This is a genomic window from uncultured Roseibium sp., assembly GCF_963675095.2.
Taxonomy (GTDB): Bacteria; Pseudomonadota; Alphaproteobacteria; order Rhizobiales; family Stappiaceae; genus Roseibium.
In genome coordinates this window covers 12,832-36,898 of the sequence record NZ_CAXXSJ010000036.1, presented here as the reverse complement: position 1 = coordinate 36,898, position 24,067 = coordinate 12,832, and the positions used below count along the sequence as shown (strand labels likewise).

Annotated in this window: 21 protein-coding genes; 17 read left to right on the top strand and 4 right to left on the bottom strand. The window is 61.4% G+C overall.

Translation table 11 applies throughout. The features are described from left to right. Positions 1 to 53 precede the first annotated feature (53 nt). The 9 genes from ABIN98_RS14220 to ABIN98_RS14180 all read left to right on the top strand — a co-directional run bounded on the left by ABIN98_RS14220 (position 54) and on the right by ABIN98_RS14180 (position 11,196). Positions 54 to 974, top strand: coding sequence for a LysR family transcriptional regulator (locus tag ABIN98_RS14220; protein WP_346910940.1), 921 nt, complete (start codon positions 54 to 56; stop codon positions 972 to 974). A 129-nt stretch (positions 975 to 1,103) separates the two neighbouring features. Further along, positions 1,104 to 1,604: a thiamine pyrophosphate-binding protein gene (locus ABIN98_RS14215; protein WP_346910938.1), complete on the top strand. Its 501-nt coding sequence runs from the start codon at positions 1,104 to 1,106 to the stop codon at positions 1,602 to 1,604. After that, complete coding sequence (locus ABIN98_RS14210) at positions 1,601 to 2,209, top strand: thiamine pyrophosphate-dependent enzyme (protein ID WP_346910936.1); 609 nt, start codon at positions 1,601 to 1,603, stop codon at positions 2,207 to 2,209. Before ABIN98_RS14215 ends, ABIN98_RS14210 begins: the two co-directional genes overlap by 4 nt. Before the next feature lie 5 nt (positions 2,210 to 2,214). Then, positions 2,215 to 3,780, top strand: a complete 1,566-nt coding sequence (locus ABIN98_RS14205; RefSeq protein ID WP_346910955.1) for a GMC family oxidoreductase N-terminal domain-containing protein — start codon at positions 2,215 to 2,217, stop codon at positions 3,778 to 3,780. Then, positions 3,777 to 5,159: an amidohydrolase gene (locus tag ABIN98_RS14200; protein WP_346910934.1), complete on the top strand. Its 1,383-nt coding sequence runs from the start codon at positions 3,777 to 3,779 to the stop codon at positions 5,157 to 5,159. The genes ABIN98_RS14205 and ABIN98_RS14200 overlap by 4 nt, the downstream gene beginning before the upstream one ends. After that, positions 5,156 to 6,022: an aromatic ring-hydroxylating dioxygenase subunit alpha gene (locus ABIN98_RS14195; protein ID WP_346910932.1), complete on the top strand. Its 867-nt coding sequence runs from the start codon at positions 5,156 to 5,158 to the stop codon at positions 6,020 to 6,022. Before ABIN98_RS14200 ends, ABIN98_RS14195 begins: the two co-directional genes overlap by 4 nt. 10 nt (positions 6,023 to 6,032) lie before the next feature. Then, positions 6,033 to 9,179, top strand: coding sequence for a molybdopterin cofactor-binding domain-containing protein (locus tag ABIN98_RS14190; protein ID WP_346910930.1), 3,147 nt, complete (start codon positions 6,033 to 6,035; stop codon positions 9,177 to 9,179). Beyond that, positions 9,176 to 9,685, top strand: a complete 510-nt coding sequence (locus tag ABIN98_RS14185; protein ID WP_346910928.1) for a (2Fe-2S)-binding protein — start codon at positions 9,176 to 9,178, stop codon at positions 9,683 to 9,685. The genes ABIN98_RS14190 and ABIN98_RS14185 overlap by 4 nt, the downstream gene beginning before the upstream one ends. Continuing rightward, the gene (locus tag ABIN98_RS14180) at positions 9,682 to 11,196 is read left to right on the top strand and encodes an aldehyde dehydrogenase family protein (RefSeq protein ID WP_346910926.1); all 1,515 of its coding nucleotides are present in this window, start codon (positions 9,682 to 9,684) and stop codon (positions 11,194 to 11,196) included. The genes ABIN98_RS14185 and ABIN98_RS14180 overlap by 4 nt, the downstream gene beginning before the upstream one ends. Before the next feature lie 12 nt (positions 11,197 to 11,208). Here ABIN98_RS14180 and ABIN98_RS14175 read toward each other — a convergent pair whose 3' ends face one another. Then, positions 11,209 to 11,697 (bottom strand): nucleoside deaminase, encoded by a 489-nt coding sequence (locus tag ABIN98_RS14175; RefSeq protein ID WP_346910924.1) that lies wholly within the window; start codon positions 11,695 to 11,697, stop codon positions 11,209 to 11,211. A gap of 402 nt (positions 11,698 to 12,099) precedes the next feature. On the opposite strand from ABIN98_RS14175, the gene ABIN98_RS14170 reads away from it, so the two are divergent. The 6 genes from ABIN98_RS14170 to ABIN98_RS14145 all read left to right on the top strand — a co-directional run bounded on the left by ABIN98_RS14170 (position 12,100) and on the right by ABIN98_RS14145 (position 17,664). Next, positions 12,100 to 13,098, top strand: coding sequence for an ABC transporter substrate-binding protein (locus ABIN98_RS14170; RefSeq protein ID WP_394701505.1), 999 nt, complete (start codon positions 12,100 to 12,102; stop codon positions 13,096 to 13,098). A 5-nt stretch (positions 13,099 to 13,103) separates the two neighbouring features. Further along, positions 13,104 to 13,880 (top strand): ABC transporter ATP-binding protein, encoded by a 777-nt coding sequence (locus tag ABIN98_RS14165; protein WP_346910923.1) that lies wholly within the window; start codon positions 13,104 to 13,106, stop codon positions 13,878 to 13,880. Next, on the top strand, positions 13,831 to 14,676 hold the full coding sequence (locus ABIN98_RS14160; RefSeq protein ID WP_346910921.1) for an ABC transporter permease: 846 nt from the start codon (positions 13,831 to 13,833) through the stop codon (positions 14,674 to 14,676). The genes ABIN98_RS14165 and ABIN98_RS14160 overlap by 50 nt, the downstream gene beginning before the upstream one ends. Positions 14,677 to 14,857: 181 nt before the next feature. Next, positions 14,858 to 15,871 (top strand): 2-oxoglutarate and iron-dependent oxygenase domain-containing protein, encoded by a 1,014-nt coding sequence (locus ABIN98_RS14155; protein ID WP_346910920.1) that lies wholly within the window; start codon positions 14,858 to 14,860, stop codon positions 15,869 to 15,871. 70 nt (positions 15,872 to 15,941) lie between these two features. Continuing rightward, positions 15,942 to 16,925 (top strand): 2-oxoglutarate and iron-dependent oxygenase domain-containing protein, encoded by a 984-nt coding sequence (locus ABIN98_RS14150; protein WP_346910918.1) that lies wholly within the window; start codon positions 15,942 to 15,944, stop codon positions 16,923 to 16,925. Continuing rightward, entirely contained in the window at positions 16,918 to 17,664 is a 747-nt protein-coding gene (locus tag ABIN98_RS14145) for an alpha/beta fold hydrolase (RefSeq protein ID WP_346910917.1), read from the top strand. Before ABIN98_RS14150 ends, ABIN98_RS14145 begins: the two co-directional genes overlap by 8 nt. Before the next feature lie 424 nt (positions 17,665 to 18,088). On the opposite strand, the gene ABIN98_RS14140 is transcribed toward ABIN98_RS14145, so the two are convergent. Continuing rightward, positions 18,089 to 18,547 carry an ATPase gene (locus tag ABIN98_RS14140; protein WP_346910915.1) on the bottom strand — a complete coding sequence of 153 codons (459 nt, stop codon included), beginning with the start codon at positions 18,545 to 18,547 and terminating at the stop codon, positions 18,089 to 18,091. A gap of 254 nt (positions 18,548 to 18,801) precedes the next feature. Continuing rightward, positions 18,802 to 19,545, bottom strand: coding sequence for a DUF3223 domain-containing protein (locus ABIN98_RS14135; protein WP_346910913.1), 744 nt, complete (start codon positions 19,543 to 19,545; stop codon positions 18,802 to 18,804). A gap of 116 nt (positions 19,546 to 19,661) precedes the next feature. On the opposite strand from ABIN98_RS14135, the gene ABIN98_RS14130 reads away from it, so the two are divergent. After that, positions 19,662 to 21,290 (top strand): Hachiman antiphage defense system protein HamA, encoded by a 1,629-nt coding sequence (locus ABIN98_RS14130; protein WP_346910911.1) that lies wholly within the window; start codon positions 19,662 to 19,664, stop codon positions 21,288 to 21,290. Then, a complete protein-coding gene (locus ABIN98_RS14125; RefSeq protein WP_346910910.1) occupies positions 21,287 to 23,443 on the top strand; it encodes a DEAD/DEAH box helicase in 2,157 nt (718 codons plus the stop codon). Before ABIN98_RS14130 ends, ABIN98_RS14125 begins: the two co-directional genes overlap by 4 nt. On the opposite strand, the gene ABIN98_RS14120 is transcribed toward ABIN98_RS14125, so the two are convergent. Continuing rightward, positions 23,440 to 23,859: a MerR family transcriptional regulator gene (locus ABIN98_RS14120; protein ID WP_346910908.1), complete on the bottom strand. Its 420-nt coding sequence runs from the start codon at positions 23,857 to 23,859 to the stop codon at positions 23,440 to 23,442. The two genes, ABIN98_RS14125 and ABIN98_RS14120, sit on opposite strands and share 4 nt — an antisense overlap. Between the last annotated feature and the right edge of the window lie 208 nt (positions 23,860 to 24,067).

Here is a 24,067-nt window from a genome sequence, read left to right as displayed (position 1 = left end):
ACCCGGTGCATCCCCGCTCAGTTGACTAAAAACCGGCCATCGGGAGCGCTCTGATGGATCCCTACCGGCTCGGCCTGATCGCGACGCGAACGCATTACTTTCAGCTTGTCGCCCGGCTCGGGTCGATCCGGCAGGCATCGAAGGTGCTCAACATCGCCCCCTCCTCTATCAGCCGGGTGATCAAGCAGCTAGAAGACGAACTGGGAACGCCGCTGTTCGAGCGGGTGCGCCAGCGCCTGCGGCTGACCAGTGCCGGAGAGCTGCTGCTTTATCATGTGCGCGAAAGCTACGTGGACCTGAACAAGGCGGTCACCGAGATCAACGACCTGAGCGGCCTGCGCCGGGGCACAGTGACCGTCGCAACGATCGAAAGCGTCGCCCGCGGTCTTCTGCCGGAGGCACTCGAGGCATTCTGGAAGCGCCACCCGGAGATCACCGTCGACGTCAAGGTCACCAGTTCCCAGGAGGCAGCCAACGCGGTCAGCGACGGTAGCTGTGACCTCGGCATTGCCTTCGACGTCCGCGTACCGCGCAACGCGCGCCGGCTGACGTCGATCCCCCTGCCCCTCGGCCTGGTCGTTCCGCCTGACAATCCTCTTGCCGAACGGGACGAACTGCGGACGTTCGACATTTCGGGCGAGCGCCTGATCCTGTCGGACACAAGTCTCTCGCTGTCCATGCCCGTGGAGGAGATGTTTTCCGGCAGCGTGGTCGAGTTCTCCCGCCGCACCCGTACCAACTCCATCGGACTGATGATCGACCTCGCCCGGCGCGGGCTCGGCGCCATCATGCAGACCCAGGTTGGCGTGGAACGGGAAATCGCCACCGGGGATCTTTGTTTTATCCCGCTGCGCGACCCGAAACTGCAGCCGCGCCGATTGATGCTGATGTCGCGGGCCAAGTCTGAAATCTCCGATGCGGCCTCCGCATTCGCGACAAATCTCTCCCAATGTTTCGAACAGCTGAAGACCTGAGGGCGGCCTGATAAAGATGTTGCATGAGGAACAACACAGCAATCAAAATTCTCCACCTATTCGAAACAAGTCCCGCTTGCGACCATGCCGCAGGACGCCGAATGACGGCAGGAACGGAGACTTAGACGCATGAAGCAGAGCGCGGTTGATGCGGTCATCAAAGGGCTGAAGCGCGCCGGGGTCAGCACCGTGTGCTATCTCCCGGATTCGCTGTTCAAGGAGCTTTATCCAGCCCTGGACGCGGACCCGGACATCCGCACCATCCAGGTCACCAATGAAGGCGAAGGGGCTGCGATCTGCGGCGGCGTGTTCCTGTCGGGCAAACGTGCGGCACTGGTGATGGAGAACTCCGGCCTGCGCGCCTCCGTCGAACCGCTCGCCCGCATGGGGCTCGGTGCCGGCATCCCGGTCATCATGCTGATGAGCTATCGCGGCGAACTGGGCGAGAACAACTGGTGGGCAATCCCCCACGGCATCACCATGGAACCGGTGCTCAACGCCTTGCGAATCCCCTACCGGGTCGTGCGCGAGGAAGAGGCGATCGAGCAGTCGATCGTCGATGCCTACGACTGGTCCTACAATGCCTACTACCATTCTGCGGTGGCCCTCGGCGGGAGTATCGTTCGATGAAGCGCTACGATTGCATGACCGTTCTGGCAAAACGCCTGAAGGACGAACTGGTAATCCTGTCTCTCGGCGCCAGCGTCGACGAATGGTACAACGCCGCGCCGCATATGCGCGAGGCAAGCCTGTTCCAGCAGCAGCTCGGCTGCGTCACCCCGCAGGCCTTCGGGCTCGCCACCGGCCTGCCCCATCGCCGGATTGTCTCACTGGATACCGACGGCGGCATGATGTTCAACCTCGGCATTCTGGCGACGCTGGGCAACGAACAGCCGAAGAACCTGTTCGTCGTGGTCTGGGACAACGAGTGCTACCAGTCGATTGGCGGCCCGCCGACCCACACCGCTTCCGGCCGCGTCGACATCGCCGCGATTGCCCGGGGCGCCGGCGTCGACAAGGCCTTCACTGCGCGCACCCTTGAGGAGTTCGAAGCCCATTGCGAGGCCGGCCTTGCCGCCGAAGAGCCTTACGTGGTCGTCGCCAAGGTCGCCGGCACCGTGCAGCCGGACATCAAGCGCAAGCATTCCGACGGACGCGAAGACAAGTACATCTTCGTGCGCCATGTGGAGAAGACCGAGAACATCGTCATCATGGGACCGAGCGAGCACAATTGACCGACATGCCAGCCACCGTCAGCATTCCGAACAAGCCGCTTGAAAAGGCCTATGACTACATCGTCGTCGGCGCCGGTTCCGGCGGCTGCCCGGTCGTCCGCCGCCTGATCGACGAAACGCCAGCAACCGTCCTGTTGATCGAGGCCGGCCAAGCCGGTATCGGCATCCGGGAGATCGACGATCCGGCCGAATGGGTTCCGCTCGGCCGCAGCCGCTTCGACTGGGGATATGACTACGCCCCTGCCCCGCACGCCAAGGACCGTGTCATCGGCATCCCGCGCGGCAAGGCGCTCGGCGGGTCGAGTGCGATCAACGCGCTCATGTGGTACCGGGGCAATCCACTGGATTACGACGCCTGGGATGCGGCCGGCGCGACCGGTTGGACGTTTCAGGACGTGCTGCCTTATTTCAAGCGCTGCGAGGACTGGGAAGGCGGAGAGACCGAATTCCGCGGCGCCGGCGGACCGCTGAAGATCACCACCAGCAAAAACCTGCACCCGATCGCGCAGGCGATGATGGACGGTGCGGGTGAACTCGGCATCCCGGTGATCGACGACCCGAACGGTGCGACCAACGAGGGCGCGACGCCGTCCAACTTCAACGTCTTCGAAGGCCGGCGCTGGAGTTCCGCAACCGGATATCTGTTCCCGATCCTGGACAATCCGCGTCTGACCATCGTGACCGGTTCGCTGACAACGGGGCTCATCATCGAGAACGGGCGCTGCGTCGGGGTGCGTCATGTGATCGACGGCCGGACCATCGAGACCCGCGTCACCAGCGAGGTCGTGCTTGCCGCCGGCGCCATCGACACGCCGCGGCTGATGATGCTCTCGGGCATCGGCAACGCGACCGATCTGGCGAACCTCGGCATTCCCGTTGTCGCGGATCTGCCCGGCGTTGGCGCCAACCTGCAGGACCATCCGCTGATCCAGGCCTGTGTCTTCCGCGCCGCCAAACCGCTCGGTCCAAAAACCGACAATGGCGGCGGCACCATGCTCAACTGGAAGTCCCGCCCCGGTCTTGCCCAGGCGGATGTGCATTCCTTCCCGGTTCAGGGCAACAGTGCCGAACCACCGCTACGCACCCGCTACGACCTGTCGGGCGAGGTCTTTTCCCTCGGCTTCGGACTGATGCATTCCAAAAGCGTCGGCTACATGCGGATGCTTTCGGTAGACCCGCGCGGACCGCTGGACCTGCAGCCGAACTATCTCGCAGAGCCGTCCGATCTCGAGGCACTGGTCTCCGCCTACCACACGATCATGGACCTTGCGAGCACCCCTGCCTATCGCGACCTGATTGCCGGTACCGCCGCTCCGGATCGGCCGCTGAGCGACAAGGACGTGGTCGACTTTATCCGCGACGGCTGCTCGACCTTCTTCCACACCTGCGGCACCTGCAAGATGGGCACCGATGAGATGGCCGTGACCGATCCGCGCCTGAAGGTTCGCGGTATCGACGGTCTGCGCATTGCCGATGCCTCGGTGATCCCCGTCATTCCGACCTGCAACACCCATGCGCCCGTGACCATGATCGGCGAGCGTGCGGCTGATTTCCTGAAGGAGGACGCATGAGCGCTCCCGATCTCATTCTGGCCGGCGGCCACCTCCTGACCATGAACGCCGGCAATGACGTCCTCGTCGACGGCGCGGTGGCCATCGCCGGCGGCGCCATCCTGGCAGTGGATACACTCGAAGGTCTGACCGAGCGCTATCCCGGCACGCCGGTCAAGCATCTGCCGGACACGGTACTGATGCCGGGTCTCGTCAACACCCATGCCCATTCCGGTTTCCTGCGCGGCACGGCCGAACACCTGCCGGTCTGGGACTGGCTGACGCTGCATATCAACCCGATGCACCGGATGCTGCAGCCGCATGAAGCCAAAGCCGCCTCGATGCTGTGCTATGCGGAATCCGTGCTCGGCGGCACGACGACCATCGTCGACATGTGGCGCTACATGGACGGCAGCGCCGAGGCCGCCGAGACCATCGGCAACCGCCTCGTCGCCGTGCCCTATGTGGGCGAGCATCCCGACTACGATTACTTCGATACCCTCGACATGAACGAGCGGCTGATCGAAGACTGGCACCGCAAAGCGGACGGCCGGATCAATGTCTGGGTCGGGCTGGAACATCTGTTCTACGCCAACGAGGCCGGCCAGCAGCGCGCCATCGACATGGCGAAGAAACACGACACCGGTTTTCACACCCATTGCAGCGAGGCGGAAATCGAGGTCGCGGAATTCGAAAAGCGCTACGGCAAACGGCCGATGGCTGTGCTCGAGGACCTCGGCTTCTTTGAGACGCCGCGTTCCATGATCGCCCATGCGGTTTGGCTGGATCCCTCGGAAGTCGAGCTGATTTCGAAGCGCACGGTTTCGGTGGCCCATAACCCGGTGTCCAACATGAAGCTCGCCAGCGGTATTGCGCCTATCGCCGACATGCTGGCCGCGGGTGTGCCCGTCGGCATCGGCACCGACGGCGAGAAGGAAAACAACAATTTCGACATGTTCGAGGAGATGAAGGTCGCCTCGCTGCTCGGCAAGCTGAAGGACCGCGATGCCGCCGCCATGGACAGCTGGGACGTGTTGCGCATGGCAACCGTCGGCGGCGCGAAGGCGGTCGGCCTCGATCACGAGATCGGCTCGATCGAGCCAGGCAAACGCGCGGACATCATCGCGGTTCGCGCCGACACGCCGCGCATGACGCCCCTGTTCGGCTCCGGCCCCTGGTTCAACCTGCAACACAATCTCGTTCATGCGGTACGCGGTTCGGATGTCGACATGACCATGATCGACGGCCGGATCGTGGTCGAAAACGGCGAACTGAAGACCGGCGATCTCGCCGCGATCATCGACGAGATCCACGCCGTCGCGCCGCCGCTGTTCGAACGCCGGGCGAAATGGCTCGCCGAAAACGAGTCGGTGCAATGGAACACGGAGAGCAACGGATGACCAAGACGACAGACAAGGTTGCCCTGGACCAGTGGTACGCCGTGGAAACGGTTGCCGAGATTGCGGACGCTCCGATCACCACCCGTCTGCTCGGCCAGGGCATCGAAATTTCCAAGCAGGGCGACGGCTTCTGCGTGCGCGAGATCCTCGACGACGGCGGCCGAGGCCCCGCCCTGCCGGTGAAGGAGAAATACGGCTGCCTTTGGACCACGCTCGGCACGCCGGAGCGCAGTATTGTCGAGATCCCGGAAGCCTATGAGTCCGACCGGCACTACGTTCCCTGTGGTTGGGTGAAGATGCGCGCTTCAGGTCTGCGTGTCGTGGAAAACTTCCTCGACATGGCGCATTTCCCCTTCGTCCACACCGACATTCTTGGCTCCGAACCGCACACGGAAGTGCCGCAGTACAAGTCCGAAATCCGCCGGGACGTGGACGAAGTCTGGGCGACCAACTGCAGTTTCTTCCAGCCTCAGATGACGGCCACGCGGCCTGAGGGTGAATTCACCCAACTCACCTACCGGGTCCCCTCGCCCTTCGTTGTCATGCTCTACCGGGCCTGCCCGACCAAGCCGGGCCGGCGGGACGCGATCGCACTGTTCATCCAGCCGATGGAAGAAGATCTCTGCCGCGCGACCCCGGTGATGTACCTGCTCGATGACGAGGCATCGATCACCCAGCTGCGCCGGTTCGAACAGGTGATCTTCCTGCAGGACCGGATCATCGTGGAAAACCAACGCCCGCTGCTGATGCCGCTGGAGCCGCGCGCCGAGATCCCGACACGGGCGGATTCCTCCTCCGTCGCCTATCGCCGCTGGCTGAAGGAAAAGGGCCTGCGTTACGGCACCACCGCCGAAGCCGGATAAGGACGCAACCATGCGGATTTTCAAACCAGAAACGCCGTCGCAAGCCGTTACGATGCTGGCGGAAGCCGGTCCGCAAGCGCGGCTGTCGGCCGGTTCCTCGGCATTTCAGGCGGAATGGTCGCTCGGCAAACCGCGCCCGACGGCGCTGATCGATATCTCCGGGCTGGATGGCCTGTCCGGAATTGTTGCGACGGACAGTGCCGTGACCATCGGCGCGAATGTGACACTCTCAGAGATCATCGCCTCACCGGAAGTTGCAGAGGGTTGTCCGCTTCTGGCCGAAGCCGCCCGCCGGGTCGGCGCCACCACAATCCGCCATCGTGCGACGCTCGGCGGCAATATCGGCTGGCGCATCGGCTGTCTGCTGCCCGCGCTTCTTGTGCTTGGCGCCGAACTGGAAGTACTGACCGAAGACGGCACACAGACTGTTCCGCTGGCCGACTGGCTGGTACCCCCTTCCGCTCCCGCTCTCCTCACGGGCGTTGTCATTCCCTGCCAGAATGCGGAAACCCGGACCGGGTTCCGCAAGATCGGCCTGCGCGCGGCCTTTACCCCGAGCGTGATCGCCGTTGCCGGTTCCCTGTCGCTTAAGGACGGCATCGTTGAAGCCGCGCGCCTTGCCGTTGGTGGCGGCCCCGTGCCGGCTGCCCGTCTTGCCGAAGCCGAACAGCGCCTGACCGGGCAGCGCTATGACGCCGTCGACTGGTCCGCAGTCCGCGTGGCTATCGAGGCTGAGATTGCCGCGCCGGACGACACGTTCCGCAGCGCCCGCTACCGCAAGCGTGCCGGGGCGAATGCGCTGGTCGGTGTCCTGTCCGGAAACCTGCCTGGCGAGATCCGAGGCGGCCGCACGCTGCGGCCCAAGCCGGCACCGCCGATTGACGAGTTCCATCTCTCGCGCGCCGAGGGCGGCAATCGCTGGCATATCCGCTCCGACCTGCCTGCGAAGATCGCGGCAGAACTTCCCTATCTGACCGACGCGCGCAGGGACGACATGCTGGTCGGCGCTGTGCTGCGCCTCGACGAGCCCCATGCCCGCATCCTGTCGATCGACACCAGCGCGGCAGAAGCCTTGGCCGGCGTGAAGGCGGTGGTCACCCATCGCGACATCAAGGGCGAGAATTCGTTCGGCATCGTCTTCCCGGACCAGCCGGCGCTTTGTTCCGACAAGGTGCGTTATGCGGGCGATCCGGTCGCCGGTGTCGCGGCCGTCGATCGGGAAACCGCACTCAAGGCGCTGGCCCTGATCAAGGTCGACTACGAGGTACTGCCGGTCGTCAGCGACCCGCTTGCCGCCCTCGACTGGGACGCCGAACGGGTTCATGAGAACGGCAACCTTGCGAGCACGATCGAACTGGATCGCGGCGACATCGATGCAGGCTTCGCCTCGGCAGCCCATGTGGTCGAAGAGGTCTATGTCATGCCGCGCCAGATGCATGGTTTCATGGAAACCGAAGGCGGTTATGCCGAGCCCGCGCCGGACGGCGGGCTGGCGGTCTTTGCCGGCGGCCAGTACGGCGTGCGCGACCGGCAGCAGCTCGCGCGTATTCTCGCGATGCCCGAAGACAAGATCCGCGTCGTCACCAGCCCGACCGGCGGCGGCTTCGGCGGCAAGGACGAGCTGACGGTTCAGCCGGCGCTCGCCCTGCTGGCACTGAAAGCCAACGCGCCTGTGCGCATGCAGTGGACCCGCGCGGAATCCGTTCTGGCCGGCACCAAGCGCAACCCCATGAAGATCCGCATGCGCACCGCCTGTGACGCCGACGGCATGCTGCTGGCGCAAGAGGTCGATATCCTTGCCGACAGCGGCGCCTATGCTTCGCTCAGCCCCGGCGTTCTGGAAACGGCCCATGAACACGCCTGCGGCCCCTATATTTCGCCCAACGTGAAGACGCTCGGCCGCCTCGCCTACACCAACAACGGCACTTGCGGTGCGTTTCGCGGGTTCGGCGCCAACCAGATGACCTATGCCATCGAGTGCCAGATGGACCGACTTGCGGCGTTTTGCGGGCTCGATCCGATCGAGATCCGGCGGCGCAATCTGCGCGAACCGGGCATGCCCGGCTTCCTCGGCCAGAAGGTCGCGCCGACCGAGCGGCTGACGGAGATGCTGGACGCCGCGGCTTCAAGCCCGTTGTGGCAGGAGACACCGCAAGCCCGTTCCCAAATTCGCTCTGACGAGATCATCGGCGCCGGCATGGCGCTCAACTATCAGGGCAACGGGCTTGGCACGATCCCACATGACGAGGCCATCGGCCGGCTGGTGCTTGGGCGTGACGGCAGGATCGAAGCGCATTTCGGCCTCGACGAGATGGGCCAGGGGCTGATCCCTTCCATCCATGCCGCGGTCGCAGACAAGCTCGGCTGCGCGCGGGAAGATATCTGCGCTGTCATCGGCGACACCGCCGCGACGCCGGATTCCGGATCGACCACCGCATCGCGCGGCGGCTATGTGGTCTGGAAGGGGACCGAGCTCACCGCTCCGCCGTTCAGTGCAAAGCTGCTCGCCAAGGCCGCCGACCTGCTCGGACGAGACGCGGCGGACCTGAAGGTCATTCCAGGCGGCATCGCCGATGCGGCGACCAACAGCCAGGTGCCGCTGATAACCTTCGCCGCCCTCGCCGATGGGCTCAAGCCCGGTGAAAGCATCGTCGAAGAAGCCGAATTCGCCTTTCCGAAGTCGGATTATACCAAGGGCAACGCGCGTTTCATCTTCGCTTATGGCGCGACGCTTGCCCGGGTCGCGGTCGACCGTGCCACCGGCGAGGTCCGGGTGCTCGACCTGGAGCTGCACACAGCCGCGGGTCCGGTGATCGATCTGGCCGCCTATCTCGGCCAGATGGAAGGCGGTATGGTCCAGGGGCTGGGCTTCACCTTGACGGAGGACGTCCTGATCAAGGACGGCCGCTTCCTGACCACCAATTACGACAACTACTTCATGCCGACCGTCCGCGATGCGCCGGAGCGGATGGCGACCTTCGCGCTGGAAGATCTCGATCCGGGCGATCCCTTCGGGCCGCGTGGTGCCGGCGAGATCGGCATCAGCTCAGTGACGCCTGCGATCGCAAACGCGGTGGCCGACGCCATCGGGCGCTGGCCGGCGGTGACGCCGTTCCGCCCGGAGGACATTCTCGATTTCTGCGAGGCAGCCGAATGAGCACCATCCTGGCAACCGACGTCATTCCGCTGCGCTTCCGCCTGAACGGTGAGGATGTGGAGACGACCGTAACGGCGGAGACGTCGCTGACGCGCGTGTTGCGCGACACGCTATTCAAGACCGAAACCAAGATCGGCTGCGAGGCCGGACGCTGCGGCGCCTGCATGGTGCTGATGAACGGCCGGCCGGCCAATTCCTGCCTGGTCATGGCCTGGCAGGCGGAGGATGCCGAGATCGTCACCGGCGCCGGGCTCGACGCTTTGCCGGTCACGGAGATCGTACGTGAGGCGCTGGCGGAAGAATCCGCCTTCCAGTGCGGCTATTGCGCACCGGGGTTCGTCATCTCGCTTGTCGGACTTCTTTCCGAAAACCCGCAGGCCACGCGCGAGGACGTCCTGACCGCCCTTGAAGGCAACATCTGCCGCTGCACCGGCTATCACTCGATCCTGCGCGGGGCAATGCTGGCCGCCGCGCGCGTGGCCGAAAGGGCCTCGGAGACGCAATGACCTTCCACATCCCTCCCCACCGCCCGAAGACACCGGGCGCGCAGGCGTTTCTGACCGATGCCCCGAAGAAGCTGCTGATCGCCAATGAATGGCACGATGCGGCCGGCGGCGGTACCTTTGCCACCCACGACCCGGCGTCCGGAGCCCTGCTTGCACAGATCGCCGAAGGCACCACTGCGGATGCGGGCAGCGCCGTCGCAGCGGCTCGCGCGGCCCTGTCAGACCCGGCCTGGCGTGACATGAAGCCGTCGCAGCGCGGCCGGCTTTTGTGGACAATCGCCGACCTGATCGAGGCCCATGCGGACGAACTGGCGGAGCTTGAAACCCTCGACCAGGGCAAGTCCTGGGCGACATCGCGCATGGCGGAAATCCCCGCCGCGGCCGAACAGTTCCGCTATTACGCGGGCTTTGCCAACAAGATCCTTGGCCAGACCATCCCGACCTCGATCGGCTATCACCCGCCGGGAAAGAAGATCTTCGCCTATACCGCGCGGGAGCCGGTCGGCGTCGTTGCTGCAATCACGCCGTGGAATTCTCCGCTGCTGATGGCGGCCATGAAACTGGCACCCGCGCTGTGCGCCGGCTGCACCGTCGTGCTGAAGCCGGCGGAGGAAACATCGCTGACCGCGCTTCGCCTCGGGGAACTCCTGATCGAAGCGGGTCTGCCGGCCGGCGTCGTCAACATCGTCACCGGCTTCGGCGCGGTGGTCGGGGCGCATCTGACGGCGCACCGCGACGTCGACAAGGTCGCCTTCACCGGCTCCACCGAGGTCGGCCGGATGATCGTCGCAGCGGCCCAGGGAAATCTGAAGAAACTGACGCTGGAACTCGGCGGCAAGTCACCGGCGATCGTCATGCCGGATGCGGATCTCGATCTCGCCCTCCCCGGCGTGGCCCGTGGCATCTTCGCCAATTCCGGCCAGGTCTGCGTCGCCGGATCGCGCGCCTATGTCCATTCCAGTCTCCATGACGCCTTTGTCGAGGGGCTGGCGCGCGAGGCAAGCCGGCTGCGCCTCGGTCACGGTCTCGACAGTGACACCGATCTCGGCCCGCTCGTGAGCGCAGGCCAGGCGGCGCGGGTTGCAGCCTATGTCGACGAGGGCAAGGCCGATGGTGCCGACATTGCCGCCGGTGGCACGCGCCTCGGCGCGGACAGCGCCTTCTTCTCCCCCACCGTGGTCGCCGGCGTGCGCCCGGACATGCGCCTGATGCGCGAGGAAATCTTCGGTCCGGTGATTGCGGTCACGACGTTCGACGAGCCGGAAGAGGCCCTCGCCCACGCCAACGACACGGACTACGGGCTGGCCGCTAGTGTCTGGACGCAGGATCTGTCAGCCGCACACCGGCTTGCCGCCGGCATCCGCGCGGGCACGGTCTGGATCAACTGCCATTCGTATTTTTCGCCGGAACTGCCGAAGGGCGGGCACGGAGAATCCGGCTGGGGCTACGAGAACGGGGCCCAGGGACTGGAAAACTACCTCGAGACGAAAACGGTCTGCGCCGTGATCTGAGCCGCTACCCGGTCAGGACGACACCCAGAAACCCTCGTGCACCGTTGCGGATTCTTCTTCCAGCAGCGGTCCGACGACCTCGACCTTGCGCTGGCCGGCGGCGATCACGTCTTTGCACGGCAGGTCCATGGTCAGGTTTTCCGGATCCGGGCCGATCAGGTCCTTCAGCGCCTTCTCGCTCATGCCGTGGACGATCCGGCCGACCCCTGCCCAATAGACGGATCCGGTGCACATCGCGCAGGGTTCGGCGCTCGTGTACATGGTGCATTTCGCCAGAAAATCGGCATCGTATTTCATCGACGCCTCGGTCATCAGGTTGCGTTCCGCATGACCGGTCCGGTCGCCCTTCGTGCCGCAGGTGTTCATCGCTTCCAGCAGGATGTTGCCGTCCTCGTCGGCCAGCAAGGCGCCGAACGGATGGTCGCCGCGCGCCCGGGAGGTCTGCGCCAGTTCGATCGTGTGGCGGAGCAGTTCGAGGTCACGTTCGGCAGTGATGGTCATGCGTTTTTTCTCCTTGGATAGGCTTTCCTCCCTTAAGCCGATCCGCCTGTGCAGACAAGCCGGTATTGGGCAACATGCAAGCACTTTGGGCAGCTGCTTATTTTTTGATCACGCAATAAATCTGCATACCTTCCGACAGCGCATCGCCTCCAGAAAACCCGCAGAAACCCAAGAGAAATCCGGGGCGTTCGAATTGGCACGCCGCGTGCTTATAGATCTCTCGAGTAGAAGCGGTCAGGACCCCGGTCTGGGACATTGCTCGGCACATGAGGCTTAACGGGAGAAGCGCCAATGCCCGCCTGCTCATCATCCGCAAGACCGAACACCGGAAGAAAGCCGTCGCACCGCGATGGCCCGGCCCCGCTTGCGGATCGGATAATATTTCAACGAGGATTTGCGAATATGGCAATGAACAAACTCAAGACACTTGCCGCCGGAGCGATCGCGGTTGCCGGCACGATCACGGCAGCGCAGGCGGCCGACACGGTCACCTTCCAGCTCGACTGGCTGCCGGGCGGCGACAAGGCCCCGGTCTATGTCTGCATCGAAAAGGGCTTCTGCGCCGAGGAAGGCATCGAGGTCAAGGTCGAGCCGGGCCGCGGGTCTTCCGAGGCGATCACCAAGCTTTCGACCGGTGTTTCCGACATCGGTTCCGCTGATATTGGCGCCCTGATGGCTGCCAAGGTTACCGAAGGCGTGCCGATCACCGCCGTCATGTCCATCTTCAACAAGGGCCCGCACGCCTTCTTCGTGCTGAAGGACAGCGGTATCGAGAAGATCGAGGATATCAAGGGCAAGCAGGTCGCCACCTCCCCGTTCACCTCGTCCAACGTGTTCCTGCCGCTGGTCCTGAAGGACGTCGGCATGTCCGAAGCCGACATCACGCTGACCAAGTCGGATCCGGGCGCGCTCGGCCCGATGCTGATGACCGGTTCCACCGATGTCATCATCGCCTGGATGACCAACGTTGCCATCTTCACCAACCAGGCCAAGTCGGCCGGTAAGGAAATCATGGCCTTCCCGTGGGATGCGGCCGGCCTGGAACTCTACTCCGCGTCGCTGCTCGCCTCCGACAAGTTCCTGAGCGAGCGTCCGGACGTCGCCAAGCGCTTCGTCAAGGCGTTCAAGAAGTCGCTGGAATACGTCAAAGCCAACCCGCATGAAGCGGCCGTTGCCATGGTCGCCCAGGTTCCGGAACTCTCCGTTGCCGACATCGAAGGCGCGATCAACGACACGATGGTGCTGGAATTCAACGACGTCACCGAGAAGGACGGCCTCGGCGTCCTGAAGGCCGATCGCCTGGCTGCGACCTGGGATCGCGTTTCCGCGGCTCAGGGCCTCGACAAGGCGGCGCTCGATCCGGAAACCGTCGTCGACCGCTCCTTCCTGCCGGAGAGCTGAACCTTATGACGACGACACCGGCAGCGATCCGCTTTTCCGATGTTGGGCAGGTCTTCCAGACCAAGTCCGGAACGGTGGAAGCGCTCAGACACGTCGACATGTCCATCGACCGCCACGAATTCGTGGCGGTCCTTGGGCCGTCGGGCTGCGGCAAGTCCACCTTGCTGCGCCTGACGTCTGGACTGTTGAAACCCACCAGCGGCAAGGTCGAGGTCTTCGGGCTGCAGATCAGTGAGCCACGCGACGATATCGGCATCGTCTTTCAGCGGCCAACGCTCCTGCCCTGGGCGTCGATCGAGGACAATGTCGTCTTCCCCGTGCGCCACAAGACCGGCAGCGTCTCGGCCGCGGATCGGGAGACAGCCCGCAAGCTTCTGGAAAAGGTCAACCTGAAGGGCTTTGAAAACCGCCTTCCGGACGAACTCTCCGGCGGCATGCAGCAGCGCGTCGGGATCGCCCGCGCCCTGTTCATGGATCCGGACATCCTGCTGATGGACGAGCCGTTCTCCGCGCTTGACGCGCTGACCCGCGAGGAAATGGGGTTCGAACTGCTGCGCATCTGGGAAGACCGGCCGAAGACGGTGATGTTCATCACCCATTCGATCAGCGAAGCGGTGCTGCTGGCCGACCGCGTCCTCGTCATGGGCGAGCGTCCCGGCTCCATCGTGGAAAACCTGACAATCGACCTGCCTCGTCCCCGCAGCATGGAGACGAGCAACAACAAGATGATGCATGACTATGTCGGACACCTCCGCAGTCTCCTCCTCAAGCGCGCCGCCTGAAGCGCCTTTAGCGAAGCCGTCGCTGATGGCGCGGGCGCTGGCCTCGCCCGGCCTATTGCCGGTCGGGACCTTCGTTGCGATCATCGCGGTCTGGGAGATCTCCTGCCATCTGTTTTCGATCCCGTCTTACATTCTGCCGGCCCCGAGCCGCATTCTGGGCGGGTTCGACAGCATCGACACCTCGCGCTGGCTGGCGCATGTATGGGGCACGCTGCGGGTCGCGCTGATCGGCTATTTCGCCTCGATCTTCGTCGCGATCCCGATCGCCATCGCGCTGGCCCGCTCCCCGGTGCTGTCGCGGGCGGTCTATCCGATCCTGGTCGTGGTGCAGTCCACGCCGGTGGTCGCGGTTGCCCCGATCATCATCGTGGCGCTCGGCTCCGGCGATCTGCCTCGGGTGGTCATCACCTGCCTGATCACCTTCTTCCCGCTGGTCGTCTCCACGACGACAGGCCTGATGGCCACACCGCCGGAGCTGATCGAGCTGTCGCGCAGCCTGCGGGCGCCGGTGTGGCGCGAGATCAGCCAGATCCGCCTGCCCTTCGCGATCCCCTACATCTTCTCCGCGCTGAAGATCTCGGTCACGCTCGCCGTCATCGGCGCGGTGGTCGCGGAATTCGTCGCGGCGGACAAGGGGCTGGGCTACTTCATCCAGTTCTCGACCTCCATGTTCAAGGTCCAGCAGGCCTGGGCCGGGCTCGTCATCCTGGTGCTGATGTCGCTGGTCCTGTTCCAGATCGTGGTTGCCGTGCAGAAGATCTGGTTCCCCTGGAGCCTGCCGAAGGAGAAAATCTAAAGCTTTCGGCTGGATCCGCTCCCGCCGGGCTCACACAGGATAAGACACAGGAGATAGATCGGGTCATATTCGGGAGCGCCCGTCCCGAAGGAAGGGAGTAGAAGCAGTCAACGCCATCCGGCGCGGGTCATTGCTCCTTCACGCTAGCGGAAACGCCGCATTTACGTATTGGAGATCCACAATGGAAACGACAACAGCCCAGACACGGGCAAAGACCACCTATTCCCTTGCCGAACTGGACAAGGAAACCACCTTCGGCGGCATGGGCCGGGAAAAGGCACGCGACGTGCCGCAGATCGACCTGAGCAATTTCGAGGCGCGCAAGGAAGAGATCGCCGACCAGCTCTGGAAAGCTTCCACCGAGATCGGTTTCTTCCAGCTGATCAACCACGGCATCCCCCAGTCGCAGATCGACGAGGCCTTCGAATTCACCGAGCGGTTCTTCAACCTGCCGATGGACGTGAAGGCCAAGTACCCGCTGGAAAAGGGAACCAACTCGGGCTGGGAATACAAGGCCCAGGTGCGCCCCTCCACCGGCACCGCCGACAACAAGGAATCCTACCAGATCACCACGCCGCGCATGGCGCCGCTGTGGCCGACCGGCGAGGAACTGCCGGGCTTCAAGGCCGTCATGCTGGCGTTCGAGCGCGCCAACTGGGCGCTCGGCATGAAGGTGCTGTCCTGCTTCGCGCTGAAGCTCGGCTTTGCGCCCGACTTCTTCACCGAGGCCCATGATCCGTTGTCGCCGGAGTACCAGAGCACCCTGCGCCTGATCCATTACATGGCCATGGAAAACGCCAAGCCGGAGGATTTCACCGGCTGGCGCGCGGGCGCCCATACCGACTTCGACTGCCTGACGCTGCTGCACCAGCGCCCCGGCCAGGGCGGCCTGCAGCTCTGCCCCGGCAAGGAAGCCACGGGCGGCGAACTGGAATGGACCGACGTGCCGCCGCTGCCGGGCGTCGTCACCTGCAACATCGGCGACATGCTGATGCGCTGGAGCGATGACAAGCTGCAGTCGACCCTGCACCGGGTGCGCATGCCGCGCGAGGACGAATATCTGGGCCCGCGCTACTCGCTGCCGTTCTTCTGCCAGGCCAACAAGGATGCGATCATCCAGGGCCCGGGCAAGAAGTACGACCCGATCACGGCAAAAGACTATCTGTGGCAGCGCGTCACCGCCAACGCCCTTTAATGTCCTGGCGGGACGGCCTCGCTCGGGGCCGTCCCGTCCTGCATTCCATTCATTCCGTCAGGAGTTGGCCATGAACACTTCCCTCGATGCCAAACGCGTCGCCGGAGACGCCCTGCCGATCGTCGACGTCTCCGATCTTTGCTCGCCCGATTTCGAAAAGCGCAAGGCCGTGGGTGCGCAACTGCGCGCCGCCTGCGAAGACAAGGGCTTCTTCTATTGCGCCGGCCACGGCATTCCCCAAGGGTTGATCGACGCGGTCTTTGGCGAAACGAAAGCCTTCTTCGACCAGCCGGAAGACACCAAGCTCAAAATCGAGAAATCCAAGGTCTCCAAGGCCAACCGCGGCTACGAGGTGCTCGGCGGCCAGGTCTTGGAAGCCGGCACGCCGCCGGACCGCAAGGAAGGCTATTACATCGGCCTGGAACTGCCCGCGGACGACCCGCGCGTGGTCACCGGCCGGTTCAACCGCGGCCCCAATGTCTGGCCGGAAGGCCTGCCCGGCTTCGAGCCGACCATGGCCGCCTATTTCGAGGCCATGCGCCGGCTGTCGCAGCGGCTGATGAAGGGCATCGCCCTGTCGCTCGATCTGGACGAGGACTATTTCGAGATCTTCAACCGGGATCCGGTCGCAACGCTGCGCCTGCTGCACTACCCGCCCCAGCGGGAAAACGCCGAGCCGAACGAAAAGGGCGCCGGCGCCCATACGGACTGGGGCGCGCTGACCCTGTTGCTCCAGGACGATGTCGGCGGCCTGCAGGTGTTCGACAAGAACACCGGCGAATGGCTCCACGCGGACCCGGTGCCGGGCACCTTCGTGGTCAATCTGGGCGATGCGCTCGCCCACTGGACCAACGATCTCTACAAGTCGACCCTGCACCGGGTGGTCAACGCCTCGGGCCGCGAGCGCTATTCCGTGCCTTACTTCTACGACGGCGACGCCGACTTCGAAGTGACCTGCATCCCCACCTGTCTGAAGCCCGGCGAGGAGCCGAAATACGCACCGATCACGGTCGAGGGCCACCTGATGAACATGTACAAGAAGTCCTATGGCTGATCCCGTCGTCCTGATCCACGGAGCGTGGCAGGGAAGCTGGGGCTGGGCGCACCTGATGCCGCTGCTTGAGGCGGCGGGGCTGGAGGCCCACGCGGTCGACCTGCCGGGCAGCGGCACGGAAACCGTGCCGGCATCCGAGATCACCCTTGAGACCTGCCTCGACTATCTGGACGGCGTGCTCTCCAAGATCGGCCGGCCGGTGTCCCTCGTCGGCCATTCCGGCGGCGGGGTCGTCGCCAGTGCGGCCGGCGAGCGCTTCGGCGACCGGGTCAACCGCATCGCCTATGTGGCCGGCATGATGCTGCCGTCGGGGATGAATTTCGGCGAGCTGCAAAAGTCGCTGGAAGGCCAGCCCGGCTTTTCCAAAGGCATCAGCGATCGCATCGTCTATTCGGACGACGGCCTGTCGAGCACCGTCCCGCCGGAAGAGGCCGCGGCGATCTTCTTCAACGACGTGCCCGAAGACGTCGCCATGGCGGCGGCGCAAAAACTCACGCCCCAGGCCGAAGGCGCCCGGGCCATCCTGTCCGAGCTGACCCCTGCCCGCTTCGGCACCCTGCCCCGCCTCTACGTGGAAGCCACCGACGACCGCTCCGTCGTGCTGCTGGCCCAACGCCGGATGCAGGAGCTGGTCCCCGGCGCCATCGTCAAGACGCTCACCACCGGCCACGCGCCGCAGCTGAGCAACCCGGAAGCGCTGGCGGAGGCACTGGTGCCGTTTTTGAAGGGGGAAGAGTAAAGCGAACCACGGGTGTCCGGTTTAACCGCGTAGGATTTGAATTCCCGATTGATCCGCTGGTTTTCCTCTCCCCCCTTGAGGGGGAGATGTCTCCGTCAGGAGACAGAGGGGGGTGTAAGCCCCTCGGAAAATTCGGCTTTTTGAGAAAATGCGGCACCGTTTCACCCCCCTCTGTCGGCTAGGGCCGACATCTCCCCCTCAAGGGGGGAGACGGGAGTGGGCGGAACTGTTTTTCGTGTCCACTTTAATTCGGAGCAGGAAAACCCATGCTATCTCAGATGCTTGACGAAAGACTTCGCAAGTAGGCCGGACAGCAGTGGATAAGAACCAGTTTGGCGGGCGCGCCTTGCCGCGGGACCGGGTTCAGGCCGTCACGGGTTTCAGGCGTCAGGGACTTTGAATTTTTCCCCGACCGGACGACCCTTTACATATCCCGCATGCGGTTCGTCTGCTGAGCGAGACGCATGGTCTCATGCTCTTCCATATCCAGGAGGGCCTGAAGCAGCTCCTTCGCTTCGGGAATATCGACGCGCCCGTGCAATTCGCGGTAGAGATCGATCGCCTGGTTGTGAACGTCGAACATCGACTTGCAGATCTCGTCGAAGTCCATGTCCGCGAAAGGCGTATCGCTGCTGCGGAGAAGATCGATCGGCTTGTGCTCCAGATAGTCGTAGACCCAGGTATTCAGGGCCTTGGTATCGGCGTGCTGCTCGAAGCCGTCGATCATTTTCGCCAGGGCCGTTTCGTGGTCGGCAAGATAGGACAGCAGCATCTTGGCCATCTCCTGCTCATGATGCGCCGACCCGTCGGCCATCCGCTCGGCAAGCCGCGTGTGCATGGCCCGGGTCCAGTCGATCAGATCGGAAATCTTTTTTACTTTCATGACCTTATTCTCCTGACGCCCGTTCTGCGGCGGTTTGGCTCGAAGCTCATCATCTTGCATGTGGCGACTTGGGCTCTCGTCGTGGTCCCACACCCAAACCGGACCCGGCCTGGTTGCGCGGCACCGGCAGCGTTGCCCGCTTCAATGGATAGGCCAGCCGGGCAGCGGTTGGCAAGCGCGCACCCGGATCCGGCCGGGGATTACGAAACCGACTGCCTCCGCGAAGAGTCAGTGTGAAAGGCTAATGGAGAACTTTATAGTTCGAGGAAGCGCTCTTCGATCAAAGGCGCTGGCGCAACCGACCTCGACACACGGGCTGCTTTGCTGACGACCCGAATCTTCGCTACAGCGCGATGAAATCGACAAAAACCTTCTTGATGTTCTCTGCTGATAAAGATGCTCTCAGTCTGAGCATCAGCTGGCTGCGATACGATCCCCGCCGGAATAGCCGTGCCCCAACCTTGGGCATCAGCGTAGTTCTTCACAAGTTGACTAAAGCGGGCCCCCACATACTCAAGCGCGCACTCGTGCAAAGAAATTGCCTCGCCCGTCAGCCTGCAAACCACGCGGCCTGTTTCGTCACCGTGGACAGCAAAATAGTGGTTTTTTGCGCTTTGTATCTCGGGAAACACTGCTTCCCGGCAAGCGTCTACAAGTTGTTCGAGCTCTCGCTTCGGCGTCTCGTTAACCGCTCGGATAAAACTGAAATCGGTTTCGGTACCGTCGACGCGAATAGCCCAGAAACCTACGTTGCGACCGCCATTGGTGATGTTGATACGAGTTTCAAAATGATCCACTCCCGCTCCGATTTTTGGCGGACCGTCCGTAATCGCGAGATCATATCGTTCAAGAAGCGCGAGCAGATCTTCATGATCTGAACAATCCAGAATTGGTGCACCGACGGGGTAGCGGTCTCGAAGTTCTCTAAAATAACTAATAGCATCACCACGCGAAGGCCATTCTTTCCCATTTGCGAGTCTAACTGGTTTCCTCACCATAAAAGGCTATTCCTGTGAATTGTTTACGCAAGCAACATTACGAAACTTGACTGTTGCACAACAGAAGCCATCTGTTCAATCATACCGTGTAGTAAATTTGGAGTTAGTTCCTTCCTATGCCGCCTAATAGCCTTATAAACGCTGCCAACGCTTCAGATGCGGGTGGTGTGGCTGGCCGCCGCGGTCAAAAGCATCAGGATCACGTCGCCGCGAGCTTCGTCATCGACATGCTCAGTGACCCGTCGATGTTACAGATCGAATGCGAGACTGCGGATGATGTGACTATTAGATGGATTATTGATGACGTTGCCATCAATGAGTACGTACAAGTAAAAACCACGGATGGCGATACTAAATGGAGCGTTAAGGAACTTACCGACCGCGACAAAAACCGGCCTGGCACCTCGATTGCTGAGCGGTCACTTAATTGCGATGCACACGATGAAGCACCGCTATTTCGGCTCGTAACCGTTAGGGAGCCCAGAGGAAACCTCGCTCATTTTAAGATCCCAAGAAGCAATCGAGCCGACTCTGCAGATTCAATGGCCCTCGCTACGGCGCCATTCCTGAAGAAATATCCGGGATTTAAATCTAAGAACCAGCGCACCTTGGCAGATTGGGCCCGATGCTTGCTTTGGCAAGTCGAACACAGCATGGATAAGTTGGCTGATCGAAACAAATTGGAGCTTCTCAAGCTTGCTGGTCGAGACGGGGAGCGTCCGAATTTTAGCGAGGTCGAAGCTTCATATTCGGCGCTTCTTAGCATGGTCATAGATGCTGGTGATGCTTCACGCGTGTCTGAACCAGCAAAGAAGTGCATTCCTAGAGCTACTGCAGTACGCTGGTGGAACCAACAGATCGAAGTATTTGCGGCTGAAACGCGGCGAATTCTCAAAGTTTACCGGGTTAAAACAAACGAGTTCTTTTCAGCGTTCCACTTAAAGGCCGAACCATCAATCAATCGATCATTGTCAGCCTACGACGTAGAATATGATGGAGGCGAGTGGCGGTACAGTGAACTCACAGATTATTTAATCGATTGGATACCCGAAGTTGCTCTCTCGCCGGAAATTCTATCCACGTTCGACCACCTCACAGCACAAACTATTTTGCCAAGGGCGATCGCAGAATGTGCCTCGCACGGCCAATTGACATCACAGACGCTATTGTCTGAGTTGATGCTTCACGCGATCTTGAGGCACCACCATAAATCTGAGCCCATAGCCTGCAAAATATTTCACATGAACGCTGGAACACTTGCTTTCAGTAGTGCTCATGTGATTCTAGATGAGGATGGCGATCAACTCTGGCTTGGGCAAACGCAGATATCTAAAGCTGCAGACCGAGATGGGCTTCCATCCGCAATTGCGTCCGCACTCGAAACAGCAGTCGATAAGGATGTGCTGAAACGTGAGCGCAAGTTGATTCTTCAACTGCGCCATCCCCAACACCTGAGCGATCACAATCTTGGGCGATCAATGGCAGCCCACGGCAAGATCGACGACCTATTGTCTGTGCTGCACGTACCCATATTGATCGCTTATGATAGCGCCGTGCTCTCGACGGGGTTCACGGCCGATTATATCGACCATCTGCGCGACGAGGCCGATGAGATGTATGAAGCGGTGAAAACAGGGGTTTCCTCTGAGTTCCGGGATTTTAGAATTCACATCTTCTTGGTGCCGGTAGAATGCATCGACACTCTCACACGGATGTTCAATGATGCATTGAGGCACAACCGATGAGCGTGGAAGAACTACGACATCTGCTATCTGCAGATACATTATCGCCGGAACAGACGTTCGATGCGCTTCAGACAATTAGCGGGCTCGCGAATGATAAGGCGTCACAAGCGAGCGCAAGAGAACTTGTGATTCGCATGCTGGGTCTCGGGGATCGCGTTCGGTCAGATTTCTTGCCCCTCTTAGATGGATTGGTTCGCGCGGTTGGCCTACTCCCATACGCAGACCCCTCTCAGAACACATCACTAGAGGATTACTATCTCTTCGAAGCGCATAAAGCGCCCATTCCAGGAGAAGACATTCTTTTCCATACGCTGCAATTACAGATATTTGGCGATCTGATGGCTGGCCGGAACGTTGTTCTTAGCGCCACAACGAGTGTTGGAAAAAGTTTAATTGTGGATGCGGTTATAGCGACTAAGCGTCACAAGGCGATTGCTATCATAGTTCCAACGATCGCGCTCATTGATGAAACGCGACGTCGCCTTGGCAGGCGTTTCGGACACTCACACGACATCATCACTCACCCGACACAAGAGACAGACTTCAGTCGACCTGTTGTGTTCGTGCTTACCCAAGAGCGGGCTCTCGCAAGGAAGGATCTTGCCGCTGTAGATTTTTTTGTGATTGATGAATTTTACAAACTCGAGATAAACGAGAAAGACACCGAGCGGGCTGTTGACCTAAATCTTGTCTTCAATCGACTGGCCGACCAAGGGTCCCAATTCTATCTCATTGGGCCACACATCAGTGCGGTTGGAGGCATCGCCGGCAGATTCGATCACGTTTTCGTTCCATCAGAATTTTCTACCGTCGCACTGGATATCATCCAGTTCAATTATCCGGACAACAGCGATAAACGAAAAGACAAGCTCGTTGAACTCTGCAACACGCTACAATCGCCTACGCTTGTCTACTGCCAATCCCCTCCTCGAGCGTCGCAGTTGGCGGAGCACCTTCTTGAGCATGGAGGTTTCGAACAAACCCCCTCGACTTCCGCTGCTGTAGATTGGCTAGAGCGCGAGTTTCCAGAGGAATGGGTGGTCGCACGTGCGTTAAAGCACGGCATCGGGATTCATCATGGCAACGTTCCAAGGGCCATTCAGCAATTTCTTGTTCGGGCGTTCGACGCAGGCGAGATCCGTTTGATCATCTGCACGTCAACCCTAATCGAAGGCATAAACACGGTCGCAGAAAACGTGATCATCTACGACCGGCGCGTCAAAACGACGGCGTTCAACAACTTCACCTTCCGTAACATCGCGGGCAGGGCCGGCAGAATGCGGAAATACTTTGTCGGAAAGGTTTTCGTTCTCGAAGAAGCGCCTATAGATGAGCCGCTGTCTGTAGAGGTCGCAGTTGGCAAACAGGACGAGCAAACTCCAACTTCGCTAATTCTCGACCTCGATGAGAATAACCTTGCCCCCGTATCGAAGCGGCGGCTTGAGTACATTGCGGCAGAAAGCCCGCTCTCAATGGAAACATTACGGCTCAACCGCCATGTTCCACTCGACGATCAGTATGCGATCCACGCGGAGATTGTCCGGGATCTCGTATATTTGGAAGATTCTCTGGTCTGGTCGGACATGCCTAAGCCTTTCCAGCTGCTAAAGTCATGCGAATTGATACACCGACATCTCGATGGCGCGGCTCTGAATCGTTACGGCATCACTTCGGGAATTGGGTTGAAGGCAGAGCTTGACCGCTTGCAGTATGCGGAATCATTCCGCAACTATATTGAGCACCGAGTGTCCAACAAGGCCTTCTTCCAATCAGTCAGTGAGGCTGTAGAGCAAGCGCTGCAGTTCATGCGCCGATATGTTAGTTATACATTTCCACGGAGTTTGATGACGATAAGCAATATTCAGCACGAGGTACTGACGCGGAATGGTCGCAAGGAGGTAGGAGATTATAGCTTGTTTGCAGCACGGGCCAGTAGCCTCTTCATAAATGCAAACCTATTCGCTTTGGACGAGTATGGCGTTCCGGTGGAAACCGCTCGACGTCTCGCTATTGGCGCTGTGCAACCAGAAACTTTGGATCAAGCGCTCGCACTCGTTGTCGCCGCCGATACGTCAGAGACTTCGAACATGCACCCATTCGAGCGCGACATTATCGATGACCTGAGGCCGACGCTTCCGTCGCGTGAAATCTAGCGAAACATGCTTGGATTCTTGTTGGTCGCCCTTTTCGAAGGGACACGCGTCGCGTGGCTCTCGGTCGAAACCGCCTCCCGGAGCACGGCGAGTCGGTCGAGGACAGCCTCCCGTTTCGCATCCAGATCGGCTCTGAGCCGGTCGATCTGGTCCAGCTTGTTCAGCAGTTGCGGAATGCCGTCCTCGCACGGGCCCGCGCCCTCGTCGGAGAGGCAGGGCGCCATGGCGAGGACTTCGCGGGTTGAAAAGCCCGTGGCGATGAGATCGCGGATCCGGGCCGCGCGGCGCAGGTCGGCGTCGGTGTAGCTGCGATAGCCGTTGTCCGCGCGGCGGGCTTCCATGAGGCCCGCCTTTTCGTAGTGGCGCAGCATGCGCTCGGTGATGCCAAGCCGTTCGGCTGCTTCCCTGATCTGCATTCCGGCTCCTTTCCACGAGGTTCCTGACCCTGTTTAGAACCTTGACACCAGTCACCCGGATCTGAAGTTCGTCTCATTTCCCGGCTTGCTCCGAACGAACTTCAGATTCAAAGGGGTGACTAGCAAGTATATATTTCTAGTGTGGTTTTCGGATTTGAAATCCGCTCCGGTATCCGCTGTCGAGATAAGGCAAATTTCAAATCCACCA